Here is a 23,442-nt window from a genome sequence, read left to right on the forward strand (position 1 = left end):
CCCGCCGTCCGGGATGTCGACCTTCGGTTGAGGAAACCCAGCAGACCGCTCCGCGTTTCGCCTTATAAATAAGGGAATCGCCAGCTAGTCGCCGAGTTTGAGTGTGCCGGTAGGACCACCGTGACTATGCCTGATTCGACCTGATCTGTGGTCGCCAGGTTGGCTTCACGGGCGCGACTCCGGCCATAGGCGAGGTGGCCAACCGGGTTCGGGAAAGTAGTCCCAGAGATTCAGCACCCGCCAGCCAGCCTCAACGTCATACCGCATCAGGAACTGGTACATAACTGAGGTCGCGCCAGGCTCGAAAACCTTCAAGCCAGGAGGGAAGAAGGTAACCGCTTCAATGTCTGGTCCGTAGAGGCGGGTCGCTGTCCCGGTGCCCCACGACCTGAGGTCGTCCCAGGTCGAGTGGAGGTCGCGCAGTTGCACGCGCTCCATGTGACGCCATAGTGGATGGCTCGGCTGGTCAGCGATGATCGCCGCTGTAACTTCGTCTACATGCCAGCCGCTGGCCGCCACGTCAGAACGATTGTTGTACAGCCAGTGCTGAGACAGGCACTGGCGAAGAAGAGGGTCGACCAGCGGCCATGCATGCGTCAGGCTCTTCTCACCCCAGATCTGCTCAACGAATTCGCGCGCTGGCCTGGCAACGTCCCAGAGTGAGGCAAGACGATGCTGCTCCTCAGGAGGCTGACGTCCCCACCACTCACGAAGCTCGTCGGGATCCTCGGGCGGCAAAGACACTTATTCCTCCGATAGAACAGTGCTGGACTCAGCCTGGCACTGCGGCGACAGCCGCGACATTCGTTAGAAGGCCGCTGATGACCGACGCAGTGGCGGAGCCAATGGCGTAGAACTTTTGTCCAACGGTCATAGTGACCTCCTTTCGGCCGGTCCCTTCGCAATGCATCGTGCGCTGAAGGAGTGCGTTCGAAATTAGGTTGAAAATGACTGCAAGGATAAGTAGCGCCACTGCCAGCACCCGGGTTACCGGGCTCAATCCAGCAGAGAGAGTTTGCCAGGATGCTCACACAGAGTCAATAGATTTGGAGATGCGCCGTGCGACGGCACAGGGCAGCTAGCCGCTGCCGTACATGCCCCTCGTGATGACCTGAGCCGTCACGTCCGTGAGGATGTCCCGGCCGACACCGCCAACCGCTTCGGCGGCTCGGCGGAGTTTGCCCTTCTTGGCCTCGTCGGGCTCGTTATCCGCCGCATCGTTCAGAGCGGCAACGATCCGGTCTGCCAAGTTCTCCGGAGTCGGCCAAGCACCGACAACTCGCCTAGCGTGACCTGTCGGTGTCCCAACACCTAAGATTCGACCCGTGAGCACTTTCTGAAACTTCGTGATCAGTGGCGGTTCTTCCTGGGCCAGCGCACGAAGTGCACGCTGAACCGTCTCGTCGTCAAAGCCGAGCGCCTCGCAAATCTCCGATGGATCTGGTGTATTGCCGGTCTCGTCGTGGACGCGGACGATGTTCTCGAGTACTGGGAGGTCTCGGGCTTCCCAAGTTGATTCCATGTCTCGGCCTTACTTTTCGTTGAGGATGTCGCTGTGCTCGTAGCGCAGCTGGGTGAGCAGCAGGCTTCCGAGACCGAGTACCCCGACGGCGTACCGCTTGGCGTCATCGCGCCTCTGGATGCGATGCACGTCAACGTTCCTCAGGGCTTGCGCGAATCCGCTGCCCAGTGATCGCCAGCCCTGCCACTCCGCAGACCGCTGCCCGAGTCGGAGCTCCGAGTCATCCGCGAGAACTGTCTGCCAGAGCACCTGACCGTACAGTGGGTCGCCCTTCTTGTCTGTCGGGTTCCCGGCCCACTCGCGGACGTGGTTTTCCACGAAGATCGCTGTCTGGCTGGCGACCTTTCCCCAGTCCTCGGCCTCTAGGAGGCCCTTGACGTGCTCCCAGAGCTCGGGATCGTAAGCGCGAATATCTAGCGGCTCCGAGTCGTCAGCGATGCGCAACCTGAGTTCGTAGATCGCCGCGTCCAGGAGAGCCACCGCCTCGCGGATGCCGTCGCGCCGAGCTTCATCCCACATGCTTTCCGGCATGCCGGACCAAGCGACTGTCACGCCGTACCTCACGCCGTCGAAAGACTCAACAAGATGATGCTTCGGTGGAAACACTGCAACGAGGACGCCCTTAGCTCGTGCACGCCATCCGGTCAGCACGTCATCAGTACCGAGCCCACCCGCATCGCTCGCCTCGCGCTTTAGCTTCTCCAACTCGGCGATTGCCAAATCCGGCTTCAAGAGCCCTCCCCAGGGTCTACCGCGTGCGAGGGAGCGTACTCGCAGGCCCCGACTATCCCGAAGCTGAACACTCCGCGGCTTCCTCCCCACGATGGGCGTACGCGCCGACTGAGGAGGACCAAATGCCAGTAGGCACCGTTCACGAGCCGAGCGAGTTCGAGGAAAAGCCGGGTCAGGCCAACACTCCAGCGGCCCGACGCGACGAGGCCCTGACGAGAGCTCTTGAGGATTCCACCGAGCCGCTGCCTCCGATCGCTGGTCAGTACAACGGGTGGCGGCGATAAGTGGCGGTCCGAGGAACTTGTGCCCTTGTCCTCATTCCGGGAGGCGCCGATTGGCGAGGTGAGGCCGCGTGTGTGGATCAGCCGGCCAACACGTTCCCGGACGAGAGCGACATTGTCGGGAAGGAACGAGCTCGGGCTGTCTGTGGTCGCTGCCGGGTGACCGAGCCGTGCCTGTTGCCCGCCTTCGCCAGCCGGGGGCCTGGGGCGCCTGCGCTCGTCGGCGTCAACGTCGTACATGCTCGCTACCGCTGCGCGTGCTCCACGTTGACCCCTCCCACACACACGCTGCCGCAGCATCAATCGAGGGAAGGCCGTTCACGGTCTGTCAGCCGACGAGGAGTTCACGCTTGTCAGGAACCTCGTAGGTCGTGCTTCCGCTCGCCGGATTGTTGCGGTCATGTCGGCGCTCCGCTCGGACCAGCTGAGGCGCCACGATCGAAGCTGACCCGCGGCTCGGCGTCGGCCGCCTGTCTCTCTGTGCTCCGGGGGCGCGCAGCACCAGCGCTGCCGGCCGGCGCTCGGCTGCTGGCCGCCTGGACTGCTTGCCGCGCCCAAGAGGATTCCAACTCGACCGACGGACAGCTCACTACCGGGCACGAACTGGTGAAGCTCGTCACCACCAACCCGAGGCGCTCATCGCCCCTGCGCGAAACCGCCGTCCACGCTACGTCCCAGCCTTGCTACACCTATCGAAGGTCGATATATTCCAATCGCAACCCGATGGAAGGACGGATCGTGGGAATGCTGACGGTGCGTGCGCTGCGCGCCGTGCTTGTGGTGGTGCTCGCCGGCACCGTGTTCGTACAGGCGTCGATGGTGTGGGCGTTGGCCACCGACCCAGAGGACGGGTCGCTCCCGCTGACCCCGCTGCGCGTGATCACGATCCTGGGCATGGTGTCGGTCCAGGTCGCCCTGGTCTGCGTATGGCGGCTGGTGACGATGGTGCGACGCGGAACCGTGTTCTCCAACGCCGCCTTCCGGTACGTGGACGTCTTGATCGGCGCGATCGTGGCGGCCGCCCTCGTGTGGTTCGCGGTCACGGTCCTCAATGCCCCGGGCCAGCGCGCCGACCCCGGCGTCACCGTCATCATGGGCGGGGTTGGCGTGGCCATCCTGGGGGTCGCGCTCATCGTGCTCGTGCTGCGGATGCTGCTCGCCCAGGCCGTCGCGCGAGACGCCGAAGCGACGCAGATGCAGGACGAGTTGAACGAGTTGATCTGATTCCGACGCCCGACATCGACGTGTTGCTGGCCAGGCGGAGATGTCGTGGGCGAGCTCGCGACCGCGTAGGGATCACGCCCGCCAACCTGGCGGTACTCAATAACGGCCGCGCCAAAGCGGTGCGCTTCGCGACGCTCGCCGCGCTCTGTGAGGTGCTCAGGTGTCAGCCGGGCGACCTTCTGCGCTGGGAGGGCCGAGCCGCCGGCGGATGACGTGCCCCCAGGGCGGGCGCGAAACGGCTGCCACCACCGACCCGTGAATTCCGTCGTCGATTGCGGCATTGCTCTCACGCCACACGAGCGGGCTAGACGTCCAGCAGCTGTGCGCGATGACGCCACGCAAGCGTTAGACACGCGGCGCTCGTCTGCCCCAACGGCTCACGGGTGGTCAGCCGTTTCACAGTCTCCTCGTCGAACGGCAGCCCGCGGATCGACTTGTTGTCGTCCAGCGAGAACACGACCTCGCCCTCAGGATTCGTGGCCACCAGGTCATGAAACAGGTCGTCGAAGACGGTGTGGTCAATGACAGTTGTCGTTGCAATGGAGGAGTTGAGGCTTAGGGCGTCGAGGATCACGCCGAGGGCGAAGGGTCTCACAGTGCCGGCTTTGCGGGCGGCGGTCATGTCGCGGTAGAACGGCCAGACCTCGTAGTCGACGGGTACGCCGCTGCTGCCGTCGTGTTCCGGCTGTCCGAGCATTTCCTCGGCGTACTCGCGGACCATGTTGCGCCAGATGTCGAGGTCAGTCGCGACGCTCTGGGGTGAGATGCTGGCGGGTTGGAACTCCCCGGCAGGCAGGAGGCTGTAGTGCCTGCCATTGGTGACCTGCGTTGGGTCGCGCCGCAGCAGGAAGAACGTGCCGCTGCCATCGGAGGTGTTTCGGCGGATCGTGAGTGTGCTGATACCGGGGTTGACGATCCGGCTCGACAGGTCGAATGGGTCTGACACCAAGCCTCTGAACGGTAGATGTGCCCAGTCGAGGTGGCCGGCGAGCTCGGCCGCCGCGGCCTCGTGTCCGAGTGGCTCGGAGACGTCGAGCTTGTCGAAGAAGGTCGCTAGGCCGAATGTCATCCTCCCTGCGCCTTCGCTCCAGTCGATGTCGGTGAGCCGGTAGCTATGGCGGTTCTCGAACAGCGCCGGCTTCCGCAAGTATCGGATGGCAGCGGTGTAGCGCGTGAAGGCGTGCCCTGGCGCGCGAAGGGGAAGCGCGGCGCGGGCCTCTGCTTCGATTCCGGTGATTCGTGCCTTGTGCGGGTTGTCCTCCCAGTCCAGAGTGACCTTTTCTAGCGGCACTGGTTCGCTCGGCAGCCACGCGGCGGTGCTGATGGCTGGCACGTGCTCTACGCGGAGCGTTGGATCGTACAAGTCGGCGGTGCGCGCGGCTAGGCCGATGCCGCTTTCGATCAGGTACTGCCGTACCTCGCGCCAGTGTGTCTGGCTTGCTTCAACGGCCGCGTCAGGCGACGGTCTCTCACCAGCTTGGGATGGCCGAGCTGACATGTCGGCTGGCGTAGGTGAGCTGGTGCCTTCCTGGGCTGCGAGCAGCATGCCGAAGCGTCGTTGGACGCTCTCGTCGGCGTCCTTCAATGCAGCATCGAGTACCTCTTGCATGCCCGGCGAGAGCACCATGTCCGGATTCGCCTCCCAGTTCGCGACGGTGCGAACTCCGGCGCCGAGGCGGCTGGCGAAGGCTTCGTTGCTCATGCGCAGGGACGCTCGGAGCGCAGACGCTCGTCGGCCTGTCCACAGGTCCACTACGTCCATCGTGTGAGTCCCTTCGCAAGGTCGAGCCAGACAGGCTGCACTGTCGCTGCACTGTGGATGCATCGTCGCGGCATGTTGAGCGAGTCGCCTTCAGTATTCACTGGTTCATGTGGCAAGCAGAGGCACCGGAGATTCGCGGACTCACTCGGCTTGCGATTGCTGGGATGAGTCGGGCACCAGTTGCTCAAGGTGCTCGACTCGCTTCCGCAGCGCATCGACGTCGGCGCGCAGATTTGCCAGCTCTGAACCGTTGTTCTCAGCAGTGGCAACGAAGACGCCGACACCTGGCGCGGAGCGGAGCAGGCCTTCCGACTGGAGAGTCTCGATCGCGCGGCGGACGGTCATGAGCGCCACACCAAAGGTCGTCGCGAGCTTAGGCCCGGCGGGCAGCTTCTCGCCCGGCTCGAGTTCGCCGCCGGCGATTGCTTTGCGGATGCCGGAGGCGACCTGGAGATAGGCGGGTCCGGCGACTTGATCGTCCAACTTCATACCTGAACGGTAGTCCGGGCTAGATCAGCTAGTCATGTCTACTCGCGAGCCGTTGTTGACCGGATCAGACTAGACTAGACTAGTCTGGACTAGGGTTGTTTCGAGAGGAGAACGGAAATGCAGGAGTCCAATGAGGGCAAGCGCCAGTGGCTGAACGTCGCGGAGATGGCAAAAGAGCTGGGCATCGCAGAGATGACGCTCTACCGCGCGATCGCAGCGGGGGAGTTTCCGGCAGTGCGGATTGGCAGGCGTCTCTTCATTCCCGCCCGAGTCCTAGACCGCATGGCCGAGACGGCGATCGCGACTGGACGCGTCGTGACGGCGGCTGAGTTCTGCGGTGAAGCCTCATGACCGCGGTCGCTCACGGCGCGACTGACCAACATGCGATTACAGACCGGCCCCGCCCAGGCGCCAACCAGAACAGGGCCGGTTCTCCCATCACTCAGGTACGAGTTCGAGAGGTCTACAGCATGACTGACACAGCACAGTCCGGCATGGAGTGGGTTCCGCGGTTCGGGATGTTGGAGGTTCCGCAGCAGCGCGCGGAGCTGATCCGTGGGTTGTTCGAGTTGGCGGCGTGGGTGGCGGATCACCCGGAGCTGCCGGTGCCGGCGGTGAGGGCAGTGGTCTGGCCGTCGAGCCGGAACGCGGACTTTTCGGCCGCTTGCAGCGAGGTCGACCAGGTCGGTGCCGCGCTCGGTGTTCAGCCGGAGTTGCGCGGCGGGCACTACGACGTAAGCACGGAATTCGGTCCCGTCGAAATCACATCGTTCGCGATTTCTAGCGAGACGATGGCCGCGCACACCGCACACATGACGTACGCGGAGAGCGTACAGCCCGAGGCGATCGCGGCTGAGGCGACGGGTGGTGCGCGATGAGCGACAACGTACGGCTTGATCTGGCCTGGCGGATGCACGACTCGGCTGCGGGTGCGATCGACCGGGCCGATACGAAGGCTGGTTTCGTTGCGACGGTCGAGACCGCCTTGGCTGCGGTTGTTCTGGCCCAGGTTTCCCAGTCACAAGGCGCGCCTGTGGCTGTCCGCCTGCTGTTCGGTCTCGCGCTGGCCGCGCTCGCGGTCGCGCTCGGGTCGGCGTTGCTGGTCGTGGTGCCGCGCCTGCACTACACCGGCATCAAGCTGGTCCCGGGGGAGTTCCTCTACTTCGGCGCGGTGCGGGTGCGGTCGATCCGCGAGTTGCGCCAGCACATCGACCCCGAGGTGTACGGCGAGTTGGTCGCCGAGCCGTGGGAGGCCGTCAGTCACCACGCGAAACGGCTGGCCGATATCGCCTGGTCTAAGCACCGCTGGCTGCGGCTCTCGTTCGCGGCTGCGGCGTCCGGTGTGCTGTTTTCGGTGGCCGGTGTGCTGCTCGGGGGTGCGCGATGATGCGCCGGCCGACGAGGACCGAGGGCGTGATGGTGCCGCGGTTCACGGCACTGATGGTGATGCTGACCGCCGCTGGCCTCGCGGCGCTCGTGTGCGGCCGGACCTCCGCTCTGATCGAGGCCGGCTACTGGGCCACGGCGACCGGAGTGCTTGGTCTGGTGACCGCGGGCCTGTTGTTCTGGCGGCTGAGGCACGGCGCACTGATCGCCGCGCCGCTGTGGGTGCTCTTGGCTGGCATGGCCGGTCTTCGCCTGCACGCGCCGGGTGGTGTGGCCGGGTGGACGATCGTCGCCGGGGCGCTGCTGCTCGTCACGCTCGGCCTGGTGGCCGTCAATCGCACCGTCGGCGGCGGGATCGCGGCGGCGCTGTGGCTGGCCTACGCCGGACTCGTCCTGCACGCACTGCCCGAGTCGGTGCAGGCGTCGCAGCGCTGGTGGCAGCTGCTGGTCGCCGCTGCCATCGCGGTGCTGGTGACGGCCGGGTTCACGCTGCGGTCGCGGTCCAGCTCCCGTGGACTGCTGCGCCGGCTCGGCCGTGCCGGGCGCGTGACCGACGGCTTGGCGTCGGGCTGGGACGTGCACCGGGTCTCGTCGGCGCGGACCCTGCGTAAGAAGGCCCGCATCATCCGTCCCTCGCTGGCCGCGGTGCCGGCGTGGAAGCGGCGCTTCGTGCCCCTGGCGCAGTTGGGTGCGACGGTTGCGACGGTCGGTGGGGTGAAGGTCCGTTCCAGCGCGGAGGACCACACCGCGTGGTTCGCTGGGCCGCGTGCGGGCAAGACCGGCGCGCTGATGGGGATCCTGCTCGATGCGCCGGGCGCGGTGATCGCGACCTCGACCAAGACCGACATCCTCGACGTCACCCGCACCCTGCGCTCCAGGCGTGGCCCGGTGTGGGTGTTCGACCCCGACGGCCTCACCGCAGATGGTTCGACGATCACGTTCGATCCGTTGACCGGCTGCACCGACCCGGGTGTCGTGATGGACCGCGCCTCGGATCTGCTGGACGGGGTCGGCGCCAAGAGCGATGACGCCGAGCACTGGCTAAACCTGGCCCGACAGGCGCTGACGGCGCTGATGCATGCCGCTGCGCTCGGCGGCTACTCGATGGCCGATGTTCAGCGGTGGATCGCGCACCCCGACGACACCGCCAAGGGCGATGTGTTGTGGGAGCTGCGTGCCGCGGGTGCCACCGGGTTTGAGCAGCAGGCCACGCAGTTCTTCACCAACAACGAGCGCACCCGTTCCAGCATCTCCACCACGATCATGCCCGCCCTGTCCTGGTTGTCCGTGCCGTCGGCCGCCGCGGCGGCAGCACCAGGCGGGGTGCCGTTCGACGTGGAGCGGCTGCTGGCTGAGACCGGCACCGTGTACCTGCTCGGCGCGGACGACAAGAAGACCGCCCCGCTGGTCACGGCGTTGACGGCGCATATCGCTCGCCAGGCCAAGACGCTGGCGGTGCGGGCGCCGGGGCGCCGGTTGGATCCGCAGCTGACGATGGTGCTGGACGAGGCCGCGCTGATCTGCCTGATCCCCCTGGACAAGTGGACCGGTGACTTCGGGTCACGCGGCATCACCCTGCACATCTCGGCCCAGTCGCGGGCGCAGCTGCGTGACCGGTTTGGCGAGGCCGCCGCGGGCGCGCTGATGACCAACGTGACCACGAAGGTGCTGTTGGCCGGCACCGCCGACGACGACGATCTGCAGTTCTGGTCGACGTTGTGCGGGGAACGGCTGGAGCAGGTCACCACCCGCGACCGCACCACCGGCGGGGTGTCGATCAGCGACCGCCGGGTCCCGGTCCTCACCCCGGGACAGGTCGCGCAACTGCGGGCCGGGCAAGCGTTGATCATCACCCGCGGCATGCCGCCCGCGATCGGGCGCGTGAAGATGGCGTGGAACCGTCGCGATCTGCGCCTGGAGCGGTTCCACAACCGGCGCGGCGTCCAGTGGACCAGCCGCCAGCTGGCTGCGCTCGAGGCCCGTGCCGGGGCCCGACTGCTCATCGACTCCGGCTGGCTGCGCGACCAGGCCCTGGCCGGGTTCGAGCAGATGACGAACATTCGGCGTCGCCTCACCGCGCCAGTCCGGCGAGGCATCGCCGGGCGCCTCGACGCGGCGGTGACATGGTTGGAGGCCACCGACCCGGCCCGGGAGTTCCTGGCCCGGCTTCGTCTGTTCGGCGCGATGCGTAAGGCCCGCGGCGCCCTCACAGCTCGCGAGACCGGCCGCACCGAGGTTCCAGAACTCGTTGCCTCTGACAACGCAGATGGTGACCGCTCATGAGCGCCCACAACAGCGGTGACCAGAGTCGACCCGATGTGGAGTGGGTGCGGCTGTGGGACGGGCGCCATTGGCCGGGCCGGGTCCGTGGCGGGTTGCCCGAGTTCCGGTTCGGTCAGGCCCCGTCCGGGCTGTCCACGCGGCGGCAGTTGCGCGAGCGTGGCCTGTCGCGTGGTGGGCAGGAACCGTTCGCCCGGTTGACGTGGAAGCGGGACCAGCGGTTCGCGTGGCTGTACGTGGACGAGCGCGCCCGGACCAAGCGGACCCCGAGCGACAAGCAGCTCGCCGCGGTCAACAAAGCGTTGGCCGCGCGGAAGGTGTGCGCCGCGTGCGGCCCGGTCGACCACTTCGTCCGCACCACCGACCGGCTGTGCGGTGACTGCCACGCCGCCGGCGTCACCCCCAGCGAAGGCGGCACCGCCGGGTGGCGCACCGTCCAAGCCTGGCAGGACGAAAACGCCGACGACGACACCGAACACAACGCACGCACCAATGCGTCGGCCGCGGCCAAGCGAGCCGCCGCCGCGCTGACCCGCACCGCCGACCGGATCGACAGCCCCCCACACGGACGCATCAGACCGCGCGCGATGAGGAGCTGACCCGCTGGCACACCGACGACGAAACCGCACGGATCGCCGCCGCGCAGACCAGAACCGACGACCTGCACGACACCTCGTGGTGCGAGAGGGGAGTGGCATGACGACACCGAACACGACACCAACCACGTCGCCGAGCACGGCTGCCGCCGAGCTGCGCGCGTACTACGGCTGCCGCGACGTAGAGGCGCGCGGCCTGCGGGCGGTGCCCGCCTTCGACGAGCACGGCCGGCCGACCGGACAGGTCGCGATCGACGCCGACGCGTTCTGCGACTGGCTGGACGACCTCTACCAGGAAGACGGCGACTGATGCGCTACGACGACGACAAGGACCCCGGCACCGCCGCGCTCGCGGCGGTCGCCGGCCTGGCCCGATCGGTCGAAGCCCTGACCCGGGACGTGGCCGCCATGAAGACCGGACTACAGCAAACCGCGTCCAAGACCGCCGTGGCGTCGCTGACCAGGACCGTCACCTCGCTGGGCGACACGGTGGCCTCGTTCGAGGACCTGCTGACGCGGATCGCGGCCAAGCCCGCCCGCAACACAGGCCACGACGCCAATGACCTCGAGCCGCAGCGGTCATGGCTTCGGCTGCCCGAGCACGACGAGACCGCTGTGCAGGCGGTGCTCAGTGAGTTGCTGCCGTGGCTGGCCAGCACCTATCTGCGGTACGCGACCGCGCGGGAGACGCTGCCGCCGTGCTGGCTGTGGCACCCCGAGATCGTCGAGGAACTGCTGTGGCTGATGGACGCCTGGACCAGCGCCTACGAAGGCGACGACGCCTCGAACAAGCTCGTCGGTGACTGGCACGACCGGCAACGCCCCGGCGTGACCCGCCGCATCGGCGAATACGCCCCGGCCTGCGACGTCCTCGCACACCGCGACACCGCCGGACAGACCGCGGTCACGGTGCCGCTCGCGGCCGACGCCGACCCGTTCGTCACCTGGTGGGCCACCAGCCGCGACACCTTCGGCCCCGCCCCGACACCCGACCAGATCAAGGCCGGTCGCCGCGGCGGCCTGACCGCCGTCCCCCACACGACCGCTGGAGGCCACCGATGACCCCCCAGATCCCCACCCACACGATCGACCTGCCCAGCTGGGCCGACGCCGGCGCACTGACATGGCCGACGATCGCCACCGGCCTGGCCGGTCTGCTGATCCTGGGCGGCCTGTTGACCGCGCTGGCCTGGACGATCCGCCGCAGCATCCGCACCGTGACGGCCGCGATCACCACCGGACGACTCACGACCCGCCGGGTGCTGATCACGGTGGCCGTCATGGCCGCGCTCGGCGTCGCAGGCATCGGCGGCGCCCGCTCGTTCACCGCAGTCTCAGTCAAGTTCGACAGCCCACTGGTGCCATTGGTCGCCGACGGCATGATCATCGCCTGCACCGCACTGCGCCTCGCCGCGTTGACCCGTGGGTGGCGCATCCCGGGCGCCCTGGTCACGACCTATGTGTTCATCGGCGGCACGGTCTGGCTGAACATCGACACCGCCCACGGGATCGCCGACGCCCTCGCCCACGCCCTCGCCCCGCTCGCCTACGCCGTCCTGGTCGAGATGCTCGCACACCTCCTGCGCCTGCACCTGCGGCTCGCCCAACCCGCGAAGCCACGGTTGTCGGCGCTGACCTGGCTGACCTCGCCAGTGATCACGACACGCGTATGGCTGCACCTGTCCAGGACCGGCGCGGACGACCCGGCCACTGCTCGGGCGCTGGTCCAGCAGGTCGTCCGGATGGCCTCGCGACTGGCGACGCTGTGCCCGAGCCACAAGGCCTGGCCGTTCGACGCGGCCCGCGCGGCGAGGACCGCGGCGTTGCAGACGATCCGCGATGGACTGCTGTCGGCCACCGACCTGGCCGCGCTGCTGCCGGCCACCGGTCGGCTCACGCCGGGGGAGTTGCTCGCGCTGGTTGACTCCGCAGCGCTTGCCCAGCCCAGTTCCCGCGAACCCGAGGGCGTGGTCAGCGACAGGAACGCCGTGCAGTCCTCGGCGACGGCAAATCCAACTGGTGAACCGGTATGGGCGGTCGCCTACCTGCTCGGTGCGCTCCGCGCCACATCAACCGGTGCACCAGTGCAGCCCGCAAGCCGCACCGCACCACCCGCACCAGTGCACCAACCGGCCCGCACTGGCACCCCGGACAGTGCACCCGCACCAGTGCACCCGCCGCACCGCACCACCACCCGGACCGAGACGGCGTCTGCCCACGGCAGTGACGAGCGCACCGACGACGAACTCCTGGCCCTGGTGCGCCACCACTCCGCGACCGAGCACGGCGGGCGCCCGATCAGCCAGCGCGCGATCCGCCGCGTGACCGGCGCCGGAACTCCACGCGCCCGGCGGCTCTCGGAACTGGCCGGGTGGACCGAGCCCACCGACACCCCAGACGACCCGGCCGCCAGGCCCGAGGTCCGTGGACAGCTCCAACTCGTCACCGAGCCCGGCGACAACACCGACGACAACACCGTCAGCAGCGACAGCGGAACAGACGAAGACAGCACGACAAACCGCGAACTCGAAACGAGCAGCAACCGATGACCAAGCCGATGACCACCAGAACAGCAGCCAATCACCAAGACACCAACCGACCCGCAGCGACCATGAACCAACCGACGATCCAGCAGCCCCCAGCAGACAGCAGCAAGACCAAAGAACTCAGATCACACCTATGCATCACGATCAAGTGGAGTCCCGACTCCGCTTCGCGTCGCCGGTTTCACGCGCCCGCTGCGCTGTGTCGGACGGGGGTCACGGCATGGCGGTGATCAGCGTTCACAGTGGCCATCGCGCCGACTATTTGACCGGGGCGGTCGCGGCTGGGCGGGAGAACTACTACACCGGAGCGGTCGCTGCCGGCGAGCCGCCCGGGCGCTGGTTCGGCAAGGGCGCCGAGGCGCTCGGCCTGTCCGGGGAAGTCGACACGCAAGACATGACCGCGCTGTACGAGCGGTTCATCGACCCGCGCGATGAAGCGTTCCGTGACCCGGCGCGGTGGGACGAGGCCGAGACGCTCGGCCACACCGGACGCGCCTACAAGAGCGAGGAACAGGTGTTCGCCGATGCATTGGCCAAGGAGCCCGGTGCGGACGCGGAGCGCCGCGCCGAGCTGCGTGCACTGGCGGGCAAGTCGGTGCGCAAGAACGTCGCGTTTCACGATGCGACGTTCTCGGTGCAGAAGTCGGTGACGGTGCTGCACACGGCGTTCGAGGCCCAGGAGGTGCAGGCCCGCGGTGCGGTGCAGGCTGCGCGCGGTGCACTTGAGCAGGCGTACCGCACCGGTGATGCTGCGGCGGTGCACCGCTACAGCCAAGCGGTGCACCGGGCCGAGACCGAGGCCGATTCGTGGGGGCAGTACCGGCAAGCGGTCGAGGATGCGATCTGGGCGGGCAACAACGCCGCCTTGACGTATCTGCAAGACAAAGCTGGTTATACCCGCGTCGGGCACTGGGGCGGCGCCGCGGGCCGGTGGGACGACGCGCACGAGTGGACGGTTGCGTCGTTCTTCCAGCACGACTCACGCGACCACGACCCGCAGCTGCACATCCACAACGCGATCCTGAACCGCGTTCAGGGCAGCGACGGCAAGTGGCGGACCGTCGATGGCGAGGCGCTGCACCGGTTCCAGCCTGCGGCCGGCGCGGTCGGCGAGCGGGTGATGGAGCACCACCTCTCGAAGGCGCTCGGGGTCTGGTTCGAGATGCGCCCGGATGGGAAATCGCGGGAGGTCGTTGGGATCGACCAGCCCGTGATGGACCTGTTCTCCTCGCGTCGCAAGGCGATCACGAAGAAGACCGCCGTGCTGGTGCGCGAGTTCGAGGCCCAGTTCGGGCGCGAGCCGAACAACCTCGAACTGGTGCGGCTGTCGCAGACGGCCACGCTGGCGACCCGCAAGGCCAAGTCTCACGATGGCGAGACCGTGGCGGAACGGTTGCAGCGTTGGGATCGGCAGTTGCGCGCCGAGGTCCGCGGGGGACTCGGCGAGGTCGCGCAGAACGTGCTCGCGGCCACCGGCCGGGCGCCGGTGCCGCACACGTTCAACGAGACCAAGGTGCTCGACACCGCGTTGGCCGAGGTCCAGCGCAAGCAGGCCGAATGGGAGGCCCCGGACCTGACCCGCGAGATCAGCAACGCGCTGCCCGACGACCTGGGCGACCGAACCCCTGCGGACATCGTGGAGCTGCTCGACAAGCTCACCGAGGAAGGTCTGCGTAAGGCGGTCGTGCTGGCCGCCGAACGCCCGGGCGAGTCGATGCTGCCCGAGGAGTTGCGGCTGGCCGACGGAACGTCGGCCTACCGGGCACCCGGCGGGACCCGGTACGCGACCGGCGACCACCTGAACGCCGAGCGGCAGCTGGCCCGCGCCGGCTACGCCCGCGGCGCCGCGCTCGTCCAGCCGCACCTGGCGAAGGAGTTCTGTCGCCAGATCGCCGACGCAGGACTGGAGCTCGGCACCGATCAGGAGGCGGCGGTGCGGGGCATCCTCGCCTCTGGCGCGAAGGTCGAGACCCTGATCGGTCCCGCGGGCACCGGCAAGTCCCGCGTGGTCGGTGCCCTGGCGAAGGCGTGGGAGGACCCCGCGCTGTGGTTCGGGCAGCAGCACCGCATGATCGGGCTCGCCGCGTCCCAGGTCGCAACCGAGGTACTGGCCGCGGACGGTGTCACGGCCCGCAACATCACCCGCTGGCTGATGACCCAGCAGAGCATCGCCGACGGCACCGCCAGCCGCGAGGAGCAGGCGTGGCGGCTGCGCGACGGCGACCTGGTCGTCGTCGACGAGTCCGCAATGGCCGCCACCAGCGACCTCGCGGCCATCCACCGCCTGTGCGACGACGCGGGCGCCAAACTGCTCCTGGTCGGTGACCACCGCCAGCTCGCCGCGGTCGGTGCCGCCGGCGGCATGGAACTGGTGGCGTCCGGCGCCCTGACCCACCAGCTCACCGAGACCCGCAGATTCCGCGCCGAGTGGGAAGGCCCCGCGTCGCTGCGGCTGCGCGCCGGCGACCAGAGCGCGCTGGGGGAGTACCACAAGCAGGGCCGGATCCTCGACGGCGGAACGGTCGAGCGGGCGCAGCGGACAGCGGCCGACGCCTGGCTGGCCGACCACCTGAACGGCCTGCACTCGCTGCTGATCGTGGACACCAACGACCAAGCGGGCCAGGTCAGTGCCCAGCTGCGCGCCAAACTCGTCGAGTACGGCCGGGTCGACGACACCGACACCGTCCTGCTGGCCGCCCAGGGCACCCATGCCGGCGCGGGTGACCTGGTGCAGGCCCGACGCAACGACTGGGGACTCGCCAAGTACAAGGGCAACCGGCGCGCGGTGTTCAACCGCGACGAGTTCGAGGTGGTCGAGACCCGACCCGACGGCGGCTTGCTGGTCGCGCCGCTGGAGCGCGGCACTCGCCGCCGGGTGGACGGAGAGACGGTCGAACTGCCCGCCTCCTACGTCCGTGAGCATGTCGCGCTCGGCTACGCCGCGACCGTCCACTCCTCCCAGGGACTCACCGTCGACACGGTGCACTCGGTCACGACCCAGAACACCTCGCTCTACGCGCTGTACGTGGCGATGACCCGGGGCCGGGTCGCGAACACGACCCACGTCGTCACCCAAGCTGTCGCGGCGACCGCCGAGGTCGGCGAAACCAAGCAGGCCGCCAAGAGGTCACCGCTGGCCGTGCTCGGCGCCGCGTTCGACCTGGACCGGCCGCAGATCTCCGCACTCCAAGCCCAGGCCGAGGCCGCCGCCGAAGCAGGCCACCTGCGCACACCGGCCGAGCTGCTCACCGACGGGATCGCCGTCGCGACCGCCGGGCGCTGTGCACAGTGGCTCGACGAACTGACCGAACAAGGCCTGCTCACCGACACCCAGCGCGCCAAACTCGCCGCCGAAGACGGCGCCGGAACCCTCGCGACGCTGCTGCGCCGCGCCGAGCTGGCCGGTCACGACCCGCGCCAGGTACTGACCGACGCGGTCAGTGCCCGGACCTTGACCGACGCGCGCCGACTGTCACACGTCCTGCACGACCGGATCACCAAAACCACCCGGCTCGACCCGGCCGGCGACACCCACGCCGCGTGGGTGCCCCAACTCGAGGACCAGGCGTGGACCAACTACCTGCACCAACTGGCCGCCGAGGCCGACCAGCGGGCCACCGCAGCCGCCGAGCAGCTCGCGCTCGACCCGCCCCGGTGGGCGACCGAGGCGTTCGGATCCCCGCCGGGCGAGGCCGGGGCGCGCGCTGACTGGGTTGCGCGTGCTGCGGTCGTGGTGGCTCACCGCGAACTCGCCGACGTGACCGCCGACGACACAGCGCTTGGACCGGCCCCGAAGCCGGGCCAGGTCGAGGCCTACGCCGCCTGGCGCGCCGCGTGGCGGGCACTCGGGCGCCCCGACACCGACCGCGCCGAGGTCGAGATGTCGAACGGACAGCTGCGGGTCCGGGTCCGCGCCTACGAACGCGAGCGGGCGTGGGCGCCACCATCGGTCGCCGAAGAGCTCGCCGGCACCCGGCAGCAGGCCGACAACCTGCGCCGAACCGCGACGCTGCGCACAGCCGAGGCCGACGCCAGCAGCGACCACGCCACGGCGACAAGACTGCGTGCCGAAGCCTCCGAGGCCACCGCGCTCGCCCAGGCCCTCGACACCCGCGCGGGCGAGCTCGCGATCACCGACCAGGCCCGCGCCGAGTGGTACGCCCACACCGCCGCGACCCGCGAGGCGGCCCGCCGCGCCGCCGAGGAACTCAAGGAACGCGAGATCGACAACACCAACGACGGCCACACCGCCGACGAATGGCTGGCCGCCCACCGCAACCAGGACCGGATCGAGGACGACCACCGCGAGGTCACCGCCGAACACGAACTCGCCGACATCGCGCAACAACGCGAAACCGACCTCACTGCCGACCGCACCACCGGCGCCGGACCGGTCGCCGAGCGGGACGAATCCGTCAAAGAGCAGCCAGCCAGACAGGCCGGCGACCCCGAGGCCGCGAGCAGCGAGACGGCCGCTGAGACCCTCGTTGCCGACGACAACGACACCAGGTCAAGGACCGACGTCGAAGTTGCTGCTGTCGATCGTGACGTGCTGGAGAGCCAGGCGCCCGCCGACGTTCGCCAGGTCGCCGCGACCGAGGAACGGATCACTGAAGCCGACACCCCGCGGGTGCCGAGCGCAGACGAGACCGCCGAGGCCGTCCGCCGTGCACAGCGGGCACTGATCGAGATCCAGCACCGCCGAGCCGACGAAGAACACCAGGCCAACGCCGACGCCGAGGCCCGGGCCGAAGAACTCGCCCGCTGGCACACCGACGATGCCACCGCCGAGGAGGTGAAGACCGCCACGGCGGACAAGACGTCACCGGCGCAAGCCGCCGAGGAGTCCGGGCCGGTGATGGAACTCGGTCGCTACGACGACTGACCGCGTGTAGTCCAGGCTCTCCCGCCCCAGGCGGGCGGGAGCCCCCCGGCCTCCGGCCGGGCAAGGAAAGCCCTTCTGTGGCTGGGGTTGGTGGGCGGCTAGCGGACCAGGTCCCCTCCACCCAAGTCGGTTCCGGCAGTTCTCACCTGGAGGACAAACCGCGTCCACCAGCTGACAACGACCGAAACCAACTTGGGCGGAGCCTCTGACCCGGCCCGCTGTGCGGCAGTAGCCGGCAGGCCCCAAAGAACGGGGCTGCCGCCAACACAAGCCCACCAGCGACCAGGGAGCCACCACAGATGCCAGACACCAGCGTCCGCGCAAGCGCCGAGCACCGCGACACCACACCGATCGACCAGCCCTACCGCGACGGCATGTTCATCAGCACCTGCGGCTGCGGCGCCGACTTCCTCGGCCGCGACGGAGACGAAGCCGACTACCTCCTGGTCGAGCACATCCACGCCGCCACCGACAGCACTGCCGACATCGCGAACTGATCACCGAGCTCGGGGAGGGCCGTGGTGAAGGACCACGCACCCACGGCGCCTCCCCGCACCAACCACGAGAAGGGTTGAGACACCGATGACGACGATGACTGACCTGTTCTGCGGTGCCGGTGGATCGAGCACCGGGGCCGTGCAGGTTCCGGGGGTGACGGTGAAGCTGGCCGCGAACCACTGGGACCTGGCCGTCGAGACGCACAACAGCAACCACCCGACCACCGACCACGACTGTGCGGACCTGTCCCAGGTCGAGCCGCGCCGCTACCCGCGCACCGACATTCTGTGGGCCTCGCCGGAGTGCACGAACCACTCCCAGGCCAAAGGCAAGAAGCGCAACGAGGACGCGATGCCCGACCTGTTCGGGGACACGCTGCCGGACGAGGCGGCCGAGCGGTCGCGGGCCACGATGTGGGATGTCGTGCGGTTCGCCGAGCACCACCGCTACGACGCGATCGTCGTGGAAAACGTGGTGGATGCGGCGCTGTGGGTGCTGTGGCCGGCGTGGCGCTCGGGCCTGGACGCGCTCGGCTACTGCGTGCACGTGGTCTACCTGAACAGCATGCACGCGCAGGCCGGCGGCCTTCCGGCGCCACAGTCACGCGACCGGCTCTACGTCGTGGCACACCTGCGCAAGACGAGCTGCCCGGACCTGAACCGATGGACCCGGCCGAAGGCGTGGTGCGAGGGCTGCGGACAGCTGGTGCGGGCGATGCAGGCGTGGAAGAAGCCGGAACGGACCTGGGGCCGCTACCGCGCTCAGTACGTGTGGCGCTGCCCGAACGTAGCCTGCCGCAACCAGATCGTGGAGCCGGGATGGCTCCCGGCGGCAGCGGCGATCGACTGGAGCCTGACCGGCGTACGGATCGGAGACCGGGCCCGGCCGCTGGCTGACAAGACCATGGCCCGCATCCGCGCCGGACTCGCCCGCTACGTGAAGCCCGAGCTGCTGGTGCCGGTCGAGGGCCGCGACGGCAAGACCGCCGCTCCGCTGTCGGAGGCGATGCGCACCATGACGACCCGTAACGAGACCGGGCTACTGGTCCCGGCGGGTGGCACCTGGAACGAGACCGCAACGGCGCTGACCGATGTGATGCGGACCAGGACCTCGCGCGAGGCCGAGGCGCTGGTGGTGCCGCTGCGCAACAACAACACCACGAAGAAGGCGACCGACCCGTTCGACACGTTCGCTGCCGCAGGCAACCACCACGGCCTGCTGATGCCCTACTACGGCAACGCCACCAGTCGCGCCACGAGCGAGCCGCACGGCACGTTCACCACTCGCGACCGATACGCCCTGGTGATGCGCAACAACGGCTCCCGCACCCATGGGGCGGAGATGTGCACGCCCGCGACTGAGACGCTGCGGACCCTCACCACCGCGGGACACCAGTCAGTGCTAGAGCCACAGACCGTCGCGGTCGAGGATTGCCTGTTCCGGATGCTGGAGCCGCACGAGGTTGCGGCCGGAATGGCGTTCACCAACGGATACGTGGTGCTGGGCAACAAGCGCGAGAAGGTCCGCCAGCTCGGCAACGCCGTCACCCCACCCGCCGCACGCGACCTCATCTCCGCCGTCGCCGAATCCCTCGGACACGACCTCACAGAACTCACCGCCTGACCGGGCCGCAGTCGGCCGGACCTCGGTGGAAAGGTCCGGCCCCTCGGCCGCCCGGCCACTGACACGCAAGCGTCAACCACCGAAGGAGATCGATGATGCTGGTAGTACCGCCGAACCCCGGCGACCCGAACCTGAACGGACCACTGCCACCGGAGCCCGGCGCCGAGCAGCCAGCCGATCGAGACAACGCGGCGGGCGACGCCCGGAGCACCATCACGCTCACGATCAGGACGACCGAGACAGCTGCTCGCGACCTGCCGTTCGGCATGGCCTACGACGTAGGTCTCGTGCTGGAAGCCTGCGGATTGAACGTGCTGGATGAGTCATTGAAGGGGAGCGGGATGGTTGCGGTCCAGTTGGCCCTCGTGAAGGTGATTCAGGCGATCCCGGACGAACTGGGCGGGCGCCTAAACGAAGTACAGGGCAGCATCAAGCGCGAGGTGGACCGATGACGATCAAGGTGCGGCTGGCCGGAGAACCCGACGAAATCACCCGCCTCGTGGACCACCTGCGCGATCACTTCGAGGTCGCGGGCAGCGACCGTGGCTACCCCAACCGTGGCTCCTTCGGCGTCCGCGTCTACCTCGAACTGCGCGAACACACCAACCAGAGCGCGCCACAACGAGTGCGCACCGAACCAGAACCCGGCCGTCGAGAGGTTGAACCGTGAGTACTTCCTCGCCGCGTCGGGCGGTCAGCGACCCTGAGCACCAGGTGTTGAGCCGGGCAGCGCACTGGCACGCCGATCAGGGTTTCGCGGTCTTGCCGCTGGTGCCGGGCCGGAAGGTGCCGGCCGTCGAGGACTGGGAGAACGCCGCCACCACCGACCACCTCGCAATCGCCCGCACCTGGCGACAAGCCCCGTACAACATCGGCATTGCCACCGGACCGTCTCGGCTGCTCGTCGTCGACCTCGATCACCCCAAGACCGTCGACGATCTACCGCCCGAACCCTGGCGTACTCGAGGAGCGGCGAGCGGAGCCGACGTCTTGGCAATGCTCGCCGCAGACCACGAAATGGATCTACCGGGCACGTACACCGTCAGCACGCCATCTGGTGGGCGGCACCTGTACTTTCTCCAACCGGGCCAGCTCGGCAACAGCGCCGGACGCCTGGGCTGGAAGATCGACACGCGCGGACGCGGCGGCTATGTCGTCGGCGCCCGGTCGATCACCACCGCCGGTCACTACATCGACGAGGTCACTACTGCACCACAGCCCTTGCCGGGCTGGATCATCGAGGCCCTTGACACCACCTCACCAGTACTTGAAGCACCCAGCAGTCGAACGTGCACGAACCCTCACGCATACAGCCTCGCCGCGCTCACCGGGGAGCTGGAGAAGGTACTCGCCGCGACGCCAGGCCAGCGCAACGACACACTGAACCGGGCTGCGTTCGCCCTCGGTCAGCTCATCGGCTCCGGACTGCTGGACCAGCACATCGCCCGCGATGAACTCGTGTCTGCCGCCGGCCGTATCGGCCTGCCAAGGTTCGAGGCTGAGCGCACCATCACCTCCGGCATCACCGCCGGCAGCCGCCACCCCCGACGGCGACCCGCCTAGAGTCATGACGCAAGCGATGGGCCTCAGGCAGCCACCGCAACGGCTACCTGAGGCCCATCGGCAATGCCAGGACTTAGCTTGCGTGTGCTTGCTCCACCTCGATGGGTGGCACTCCCGAGCGGCGCCAGACCCAAGCCAGCGTCGCGAACACACCCTCGACATACCCGGGGCGACCGGGCCACTCCCACCGTCCGATCAGCCGTTCTACTGCCTGGGTTTCGGCCTCGATCAGCTCCTCGATCGCAAACTCGCTCTTGCGGCTGATAGGGGACCGAGCCAGCTCGCCCCGGCGACCGTCAACCGGAGCCTCGTAACGGAACTCGCCATTGGCGATCCAGCGACACGTCCACTGCACGCCGGCCAGGTAGCCGTCCTCACGCCCGTCGATCTTCAGCGCGTCAGCGCGCCGCTCGGCAGCCAGCCACACCCACGCGAAATCGGTGACCTCCACCCCGCGCAGATGCTCACGCCGGATGCGGTCGAAATCGCTGCCTCTCAGCTCCATACCACGACACGATCCCAGCAGCCGCCGACACTTTCCAGCGGGCATCCAAACTACGCCCCGACATCCTGCTGTTGTTCAGCTTCCCGCGCCCTCAGATACAAGGCGAAGTGATCAGGCCGGAACCAGTACCGTCCGCGCGAGTCGCGTTCACACGGGAGCCGGCCTTCTCTGGCGAGCCGCAGGACGGTGCGTCTGGGCAGCCCGAGCAGCCCTGCCGCCTGCTTCGCGTTCACCTGCGCGGGCCGCGCTGAAGAGGGAACCGGCGGCGGGTGTGCTTCGGCGTACTGCTCGACCTCGCGGCGGAAGACCGGGAACGTCGCGTTGGCCGAGTGGCTCAGCTCGCCGGCGGCCAGGAGCGCGCGGACCTCCGTGGCGGGCCGCCTGAGGATGCGCGCGGCGACGCCGAGGGGGATCGGCTCGCCGCGCCCGCGCAGTGCCTCCAGCGCAGGGCGGTGGTACTTGCGGTAGCCGGGGCCGCGTTCGATCAGGCCGCGGCGCGCCATCCGATGCACGGTGCTCTCGCTCACTCCGAGGACGGCGGCAGCCTGTTCGGCTGAGATCCACTCCTCCTGGTCCTTCTCGTAAGCGCGTCGCGTGTCGGGTGTGGTCAAGATGCCGGAAGCGGGTCGAGTAGGTGCGGGCCGTTGTTGCGCCGTACGTCGTTGACGGCGGTGGACACGGCGTAGATCTCCAGCCCGGTCGGCGGCGTCATCAGCGCCTTGAGATCATCCGGCTCCCTCACCGTGGGGTCGAGCCACTGCGCCCAGTCGTCCGCCGCGATCGACATCGGCATGCGGTCGTGAACGCGGCCGACCTCGTCGGTCGCGGTGGTAGTGATAATCGTGTACGACCACAACAGGGCGGCAGGGTCGTCCTCGGGCAGCGACTTGTCTTTCCACACCTCGTACACGCCAGCGAGCGCGAGTGAGGAGCCGTCGGTGGGCCGGAACGCGAAAGGCTGTTTGAGGGGCTTCTTGGTCTTCTCGCTGACCTTGTCGGTCTCGAACCATTCGTAGAAGGCGTCGACCGGGATCAGGCAGCGTCGAGACTTGAACGCGGCCCGGAACGCCGGCTTCTCGTGGACGGTCTCGCTCCGGGCGTTGACCAACCGGCTCCCGATCTTGGTGTCCTTGGCCCAGAACGGCACCAGGCCCCACTTGAACAGTCGCAGCTGCCGCACCGCGTCTGCGTCCTTAGAGCCGTCGGCCGGCGGCCGGGAGATCACGACCGGGGCGAGCTTGGTCGGGGCCACGTTGTAGTCCGGCCCCTTCAGTTCGTCGGCCTTGTCGTCGTCGACCTGGAAATGTTCCAGCAGATCCGTCCGGCGGGCTGTTGACGCGTATCGACCACACATGCGCCTAGCCTGCCACGCCGACCGCTTGGGCACGTTTCGCGTGTGGTGATCGACCTACATCCACAAGTTCTGCTGCTCTCGCACCGGGCGCCATGGTGACAGCTGATATGGAGTGAGTTCTTGTCAAGTGGCAGGGTGAGGCGCCCGTCCCGGTTGCCGGGGCGGGCGCCTCGTGGCTTGGTCGGGGTTTTGGTCG

Annotated in this window: 24 protein-coding genes and 1 pseudogene; 17 read left to right on the forward strand and 8 right to left on the reverse strand. The window is 68.3% G+C overall.

Annotation, left to right across the window (positions count from 1 at the left end; genetic code table 11):
- Window positions 1-165 precede the first annotated feature (165 nt).
- The 3 genes from E0H73_RS43025 to E0H73_RS43035 all read right to left on the reverse strand — a co-directional run bounded on the left by E0H73_RS43025 (window position 166) and on the right by E0H73_RS43035 (window position 2,254).
- On the reverse strand, window positions 166-744 hold the full coding sequence (locus E0H73_RS43025) for a hypothetical protein (RefSeq protein WP_131366659.1): 579 nt from the start codon (window positions 742-744) through the stop codon (window positions 166-168).
- A 334-nt stretch (window positions 745-1,078) separates the two neighbouring features.
- A complete protein-coding gene (locus tag E0H73_RS43030) occupies window positions 1,079-1,522 on the reverse strand; it encodes a LexA family transcriptional regulator (protein WP_131366661.1) in 444 nt (147 codons plus the stop codon).
- Window positions 1,523-1,531: 9 nt separating this feature from the next.
- The gene (locus E0H73_RS43035; protein ID WP_131366663.1) at window positions 1,532-2,254 is read right to left on the reverse strand and encodes a TIGR02391 family protein; all 723 of its coding nucleotides are present in this window, start codon (window positions 2,252-2,254) and stop codon (window positions 1,532-1,534) included.
- A 284-nt stretch (window positions 2,255-2,538) separates the two neighbouring features.
- Here E0H73_RS43035 and E0H73_RS48585 point away from each other — a divergent pair.
- The 3 genes and pseudogenes from E0H73_RS48585 to E0H73_RS43045 all read left to right on the forward strand — a co-directional run.
- Window positions 2,539-2,715: pseudogene (locus E0H73_RS48585) on the forward strand (WhiB family transcriptional regulator); the annotation flags it as partial.
- 426 nt (window positions 2,716-3,141) lie between these two features.
- On the forward strand, window positions 3,142-3,759 hold the full coding sequence (locus tag E0H73_RS47730; protein ID WP_238164644.1) for a DUF2975 domain-containing protein: 618 nt from the start codon (window positions 3,142-3,144) through the stop codon (window positions 3,757-3,759).
- Between the two features lie 20 nt (window positions 3,760-3,779).
- Window positions 3,780-3,971, forward strand: a complete 192-nt coding sequence (locus tag E0H73_RS43045) for a helix-turn-helix domain-containing protein (protein WP_475009312.1) — start codon at window positions 3,780-3,782, stop codon at window positions 3,969-3,971.
- A gap of 92 nt (window positions 3,972-4,063) precedes the next feature.
- Here the strand turns inward: E0H73_RS43045 and E0H73_RS43050 are convergent, their stop codons facing one another.
- Both E0H73_RS43050 and E0H73_RS43055 read right to left on the reverse strand, forming a co-directional pair.
- Complete coding sequence (locus tag E0H73_RS43050) at window positions 4,064-5,461, reverse strand: XRE family transcriptional regulator (protein ID WP_131366667.1); 1,398 nt, start codon at window positions 5,459-5,461, stop codon at window positions 4,064-4,066.
- Between the two features lie 201 nt (window positions 5,462-5,662).
- The gene (locus tag E0H73_RS43055) at window positions 5,663-6,010 is read right to left on the reverse strand and encodes a GntR family transcriptional regulator (RefSeq protein WP_131366669.1); all 348 of its coding nucleotides are present in this window, start codon (window positions 6,008-6,010) and stop codon (window positions 5,663-5,665) included.
- A gap of 117 nt (window positions 6,011-6,127) precedes the next feature.
- Between E0H73_RS43055 and E0H73_RS43060 the strand changes: the two genes are divergently transcribed.
- The 14 genes from E0H73_RS43060 (at window position 6,128) to E0H73_RS43125 (ending at window position 21,387) form a co-directional block, all read left to right on the forward strand.
- On the forward strand, window positions 6,128-6,361 hold the full coding sequence (locus E0H73_RS43060; protein WP_131366671.1) for a helix-turn-helix domain-containing protein: 234 nt from the start codon (window positions 6,128-6,130) through the stop codon (window positions 6,359-6,361).
- A gap of 119 nt (window positions 6,362-6,480) precedes the next feature.
- Window positions 6,481-6,888, forward strand: a complete 408-nt coding sequence (locus E0H73_RS43065) for a hypothetical protein (protein ID WP_131366673.1) — start codon at window positions 6,481-6,483, stop codon at window positions 6,886-6,888.
- A complete protein-coding gene (locus E0H73_RS43070) occupies window positions 6,885-7,397 on the forward strand; it encodes a Pycsar system effector family protein (protein WP_131366674.1) in 513 nt (170 codons plus the stop codon). The genes E0H73_RS43065 and E0H73_RS43070 overlap by 4 nt, the downstream gene beginning before the upstream one ends.
- A complete protein-coding gene (locus E0H73_RS43075; protein ID WP_165556133.1) occupies window positions 7,397-9,679 on the forward strand; it encodes a type IV secretory system conjugative DNA transfer family protein in 2,283 nt (760 codons plus the stop codon). The genes E0H73_RS43070 and E0H73_RS43075 overlap by 1 nt, the downstream gene beginning before the upstream one ends.
- Window positions 9,676-10,275 (forward strand): RRQRL motif-containing zinc-binding protein, encoded by a 600-nt coding sequence (locus E0H73_RS43080; protein WP_131366678.1) that lies wholly within the window; start codon window positions 9,676-9,678, stop codon window positions 10,273-10,275. The genes E0H73_RS43075 and E0H73_RS43080 overlap by 4 nt, the downstream gene beginning before the upstream one ends.
- Before the next feature lie 97 nt (window positions 10,276-10,372).
- Entirely contained in the window at window positions 10,373-10,582 is a 210-nt protein-coding gene (locus tag E0H73_RS43085; RefSeq protein ID WP_131366680.1) for a hypothetical protein, read from the forward strand.
- Window positions 10,582-11,334 (forward strand): hypothetical protein, encoded by a 753-nt coding sequence (locus E0H73_RS43090; protein WP_131366682.1) that lies wholly within the window; start codon window positions 10,582-10,584, stop codon window positions 11,332-11,334. The genes E0H73_RS43085 and E0H73_RS43090 overlap by 1 nt, the downstream gene beginning before the upstream one ends.
- Complete coding sequence (locus tag E0H73_RS43095) at window positions 11,331-12,821, forward strand: DUF2637 domain-containing protein (protein WP_131366684.1); 1,491 nt, start codon at window positions 11,331-11,333, stop codon at window positions 12,819-12,821. The genes E0H73_RS43090 and E0H73_RS43095 overlap by 4 nt, the downstream gene beginning before the upstream one ends.
- Before the next feature lie 217 nt (window positions 12,822-13,038).
- Window positions 13,039-17,703: a MobF family relaxase gene (gene mobF, locus E0H73_RS43100; RefSeq protein WP_202867884.1), complete on the forward strand. Its 4,665-nt coding sequence runs from the start codon at window positions 13,039-13,041 to the stop codon at window positions 17,701-17,703.
- Between the two features lie 299 nt (window positions 17,704-18,002).
- A complete protein-coding gene (locus E0H73_RS43105; RefSeq protein WP_131366686.1) occupies window positions 18,003-18,200 on the forward strand; it encodes a hypothetical protein in 198 nt (65 codons plus the stop codon).
- Window positions 18,201-18,285: 85 nt separating this feature from the next.
- Window positions 18,286-19,824 (forward strand): DNA cytosine methyltransferase, encoded by a 1,539-nt coding sequence (locus E0H73_RS43110; RefSeq protein WP_131366688.1) that lies wholly within the window; start codon window positions 18,286-18,288, stop codon window positions 19,822-19,824.
- A gap of 92 nt (window positions 19,825-19,916) precedes the next feature.
- Window positions 19,917-20,276 carry a hypothetical protein gene (locus tag E0H73_RS43115; RefSeq protein WP_131366690.1) on the forward strand — a complete coding sequence of 120 codons (360 nt, stop codon included), beginning with the start codon at window positions 19,917-19,919 and terminating at the stop codon, window positions 20,274-20,276.
- Complete coding sequence (locus E0H73_RS43120) at window positions 20,273-20,494, forward strand: DUF3970 family protein (RefSeq protein ID WP_131366692.1); 222 nt, start codon at window positions 20,273-20,275, stop codon at window positions 20,492-20,494. Before E0H73_RS43115 ends, E0H73_RS43120 begins: the two co-directional genes overlap by 4 nt.
- Complete coding sequence (locus E0H73_RS43125; RefSeq protein ID WP_202867885.1) at window positions 20,491-21,387, forward strand: bifunctional DNA primase/polymerase; 897 nt, start codon at window positions 20,491-20,493, stop codon at window positions 21,385-21,387. Before E0H73_RS43120 ends, E0H73_RS43125 begins: the two co-directional genes overlap by 4 nt.
- A 73-nt stretch (window positions 21,388-21,460) precedes the next feature.
- On the opposite strand, the gene E0H73_RS43130 is transcribed toward E0H73_RS43125, so the two are convergent.
- Genes E0H73_RS43130 through E0H73_RS43140 form a run of 3 tightly spaced genes read right to left on the reverse strand, consistent with a single transcriptional unit; the run spans window position 21,461 to window position 23,246 of the window.
- Window positions 21,461-21,892, reverse strand: coding sequence for a hypothetical protein (locus E0H73_RS43130; protein WP_131366694.1), 432 nt, complete (start codon window positions 21,890-21,892; stop codon window positions 21,461-21,463).
- A 50-nt stretch (window positions 21,893-21,942) separates the two neighbouring features.
- Window positions 21,943-22,503 (reverse strand): helix-turn-helix domain-containing protein, encoded by a 561-nt coding sequence (locus E0H73_RS43135; RefSeq protein ID WP_131366696.1) that lies wholly within the window; start codon window positions 22,501-22,503, stop codon window positions 21,943-21,945.
- Window positions 22,500-23,246, reverse strand: a complete 747-nt coding sequence (locus E0H73_RS43140) for an SOS response-associated peptidase (protein ID WP_131366698.1) — start codon at window positions 23,244-23,246, stop codon at window positions 22,500-22,502. Before E0H73_RS43140 ends, E0H73_RS43135 begins: the two co-directional genes overlap by 4 nt.
- Window positions 23,247-23,442: the final 196 nt, after the last annotated feature.

The sequence above is a fragment of the Kribbella pittospori genome (assembly GCF_004331465.1).
GTDB lineage: Bacteria > Actinomycetota > Actinomycetes > Propionibacteriales > Kribbellaceae > Kribbella > Kribbella pittospori.

What these genes read in the sequence shown, in the direction of transcription:
- E0H73_RS43030 (WP_131366661.1), bottom strand. Translation starts at nt 1,522, where the DNA reads ATGGAATCAACTTGGGAAGCCCGAGACCTCCCAGTACTCGAGAACATC.
- E0H73_RS43050 (WP_131366667.1), bottom strand. Translation starts at nt 5,461, where the DNA reads ATGAGCAACGAAGCCTTCGCCAGCCGCCTCGGCGCCGGAGTTCGCACC.
- E0H73_RS43055 (WP_131366669.1), bottom strand. Translation starts at nt 6,010, where the DNA reads ATGAAGTTGGACGATCAAGTCGCCGGACCCGCCTATCTCCAGGTCGCC.
- E0H73_RS43060 (WP_131366671.1), top strand. Translation starts at nt 6,128, where the DNA reads ATGCAGGAGTCCAATGAGGGCAAGCGCCAGTGGCTGAACGTCGCGGAG.
- E0H73_RS43065 (WP_131366673.1), top strand. Translation starts at nt 6,481, where the DNA reads ATGACTGACACAGCACAGTCCGGCATGGAGTGGGTTCCGCGGTTCGGG.
- E0H73_RS43070 (WP_131366674.1), top strand. Translation starts at nt 6,885, where the DNA reads ATGAGCGACAACGTACGGCTTGATCTGGCCTGGCGGATGCACGACTCG.
- E0H73_RS43075 (WP_165556133.1), top strand. Translation starts at nt 7,397, where the DNA reads ATGCGCCGGCCGACGAGGACCGAGGGCGTGATGGTGCCGCGGTTCACG.
- E0H73_RS43080 (WP_131366678.1), top strand. Translation starts at nt 9,676, where the DNA reads ATGAGCGCCCACAACAGCGGTGACCAGAGTCGACCCGATGTGGAGTGG.
- E0H73_RS43085 (WP_131366680.1), top strand. Translation starts at nt 10,373, where the DNA reads ATGACGACACCGAACACGACACCAACCACGTCGCCGAGCACGGCTGCC.
- E0H73_RS43090 (WP_131366682.1), top strand. Translation starts at nt 10,582, where the DNA reads ATGCGCTACGACGACGACAAGGACCCCGGCACCGCCGCGCTCGCGGCG.
- E0H73_RS43095 (WP_131366684.1), top strand. Translation starts at nt 11,331, where the DNA reads ATGACCCCCCAGATCCCCACCCACACGATCGACCTGCCCAGCTGGGCC.
- mobF (WP_202867884.1), top strand. Translation starts at nt 13,039, where the DNA reads ATGGCGGTGATCAGCGTTCACAGTGGCCATCGCGCCGACTATTTGACC.
- E0H73_RS43105 (WP_131366686.1), top strand. Translation starts at nt 18,003, where the DNA reads ATGCCAGACACCAGCGTCCGCGCAAGCGCCGAGCACCGCGACACCACA.
- E0H73_RS43110 (WP_131366688.1), top strand. Translation starts at nt 18,286, where the DNA reads ATGACGACGATGACTGACCTGTTCTGCGGTGCCGGTGGATCGAGCACC.
- E0H73_RS43115 (WP_131366690.1), top strand. Translation starts at nt 19,917, where the DNA reads ATGATGCTGGTAGTACCGCCGAACCCCGGCGACCCGAACCTGAACGGA.
- E0H73_RS43120 (WP_131366692.1), top strand. Translation starts at nt 20,273, where the DNA reads ATGACGATCAAGGTGCGGCTGGCCGGAGAACCCGACGAAATCACCCGC.
- E0H73_RS43130 (WP_131366694.1), bottom strand. Translation starts at nt 21,892, where the DNA reads ATGGAGCTGAGAGGCAGCGATTTCGACCGCATCCGGCGTGAGCATCTG.
- E0H73_RS43140 (WP_131366698.1), bottom strand. Translation starts at nt 23,246, where the DNA reads ATGTGTGGTCGATACGCGTCAACAGCCCGCCGGACGGATCTGCTGGAA.